Source organism: Ectothiorhodospira lacustris (genome assembly GCF_022227845.1).
GTDB classification, from domain to species: Bacteria; Pseudomonadota; Gammaproteobacteria; order Ectothiorhodospirales; family Ectothiorhodospiraceae; genus Ectothiorhodospira; species Ectothiorhodospira lacustris.
On sequence record NZ_JAJNQN010000038.1, the window covers coordinates 1 to 1,789 of the forward strand.

Consider the following 1,789-nt stretch of genomic DNA (forward strand, 5'->3'; position numbering starts at 1 on the left):
GCCAGGAAAAAATGACGGACCAACAGAACACTGAAATATTGTTTGCGCGAGAGGCGTCGATGTCTTCAATGTCTCTTGGTCTTGGATTGACACAGCTAAGAAAGTACGATTTCGTTAAACCAGGTTTTTTTTACAGCAGTATGTTTATGATCACTATCGGCCTTGAAAGGCTAATGAAGTTGATCGTAATTTATGACCACAGAATTAGAAATAACGGAGCGTTTCCAAGCAATAACCAACTGAAGCATGAATATGGCCATAAAATCCATGATTTATTTGAAAGCGCTATAAAAATAAATTCAGAGAATAACTACTCAAATGAGCATGTAGAGTTACTCAACGATGAAATTACTCAAATAATAATTGAGTACCTGTCTGAATTCGCTCAAACTTCACGGTACTACAATTTGGATGGGCTGACAGGAAAACACCAACAGAACAAAGAGCCTTTGAATAGGTGGAATGAGGAAGTTAATAAAATAATCCTGTCTCGTCATTACAAACCGCGAAAAAAGAAAGTTAAACAAATTCAATCCATTTCAGCACAACTAGAAGGTATCACCTATGTAATGTTAACCTCTGAAAATGGAGAAGACATTACAAGCATAAAGGAATTTTATATGGAAGGTGATAAAGTTCAAATTAAGCAAAAATACTCAATGTATTACATATATATCATAGCGAGGTTTTTGGTTAACCTGCTGTCGAGCTTAGAAATTCATGGAAATTTTTATCCCTTTATTAGAGAGTATTTCTATCATCTAGCATGTGATGATCGTTCTTATATTTTAAGTCGCAAAACATGGTTGCCAATCGGACACTAAAGCACAGGCCTAACAATGCCATAAACTTGAACCCCAAAAAGCTACGCTGCGCTTCGCTTTTTGGGTCCGGTTATGGCTGGCGTTATACATGAGGGAAGCTACCCATGAATGAAGACTCACGGTTCTCAACTCGTCATGGGTTCAGGGAAGTTAATGAGGCTGAGATTACAGTTCGTTATGACGCGCCACACGAGCTGCGTGGAGTAATAGTTGATCTCGCATATGAAAGTGGACTTCGCCCTAAAACACTTAGAACTTTGGTGTGTAGAGTGTTGCGGAAACGATCAGATTCAAACAACTGGTCCGAATATCCAAATATTGACGAAGAGAATCGGCAGCTTATCGATAGTGCTGAATGGTACAAAGTGTACGATCTGATAGAGGCTATTGCTGAACAAGCGCACGATGCGGAGAAGTTTGAGAACGAGCTAAATATTTACTTCATTGAAGAGGGTATTGGCTGGAAGTTATCTAATTGCGAGCTTGAGGCGCGAAACCCTGAAGTCTTAGAGCAAACTATCCGTTCTGCAACAATTACGCTACAGGGCGCTGGCAACCAGACTGCTCGAGGTGAACTACATGAAGCTTTAGTAGATCTATCCCGCCGACCAGAAGCAGATATTACCGGGTCGATTCAACATTCAATGGCCGCTCTTGAGTGTGTTGCTCGTGATGTTGCTGGTGATCATAAAGCAACCTTGGGGGAGCTGTTAAAAAGGCATCCTGATCTTATTCCACCACCCTTGAACCAATCTATAGAAAAACTATGGGGGTTTGCATCTGAATATGGTCGCCATATCAGAGAAGGTAGAGAGCCTGAATTTTCAGAGGCTCAGCTAGTTGTTGGCGTTTGTGCGGCAGCGGTTACTTACCTCATTGGAAAGAAAAATGTATAACAAAGCCATTAAATTCGCTCCCTTCGGTCGCTGGACGCTCGTTCCTCGCGCCGTTTATGGCGAGCGTTA

General features: G+C 41.4%; 2 protein-coding genes. Both read left to right on the forward strand.

Annotated features, from left to right (window positions below; all coding sequences use genetic code 11):
- Window positions 1–824, forward strand: an 824-nt coding sequence (locus LQ956_RS14800) for a hypothetical protein (protein ID WP_238630327.1), incomplete at its 5' end; no start/stop codon positions are given.
- 104 nt (window positions 825–928) lie between these two features.
- Window positions 929–1,720 carry an AbiJ-NTD4 domain-containing protein gene (locus tag LQ956_RS14805; protein ID WP_238630328.1) on the forward strand — a complete coding sequence of 264 codons (792 nt, stop codon included), beginning with the start codon at window positions 929–931 and terminating at the stop codon, window positions 1,718–1,720.
- The last annotated feature ends 69 nt before the right edge of the window (window positions 1,721–1,789 follow it).

What these genes read in the sequence shown, in the direction of transcription:
- LQ956_RS14805 (WP_238630328.1), top strand. Translation starts at nt 929, where the DNA reads ATGAATGAAGACTCACGGTTCTCAACTCGTCATGGGTTCAGGGAAGTT.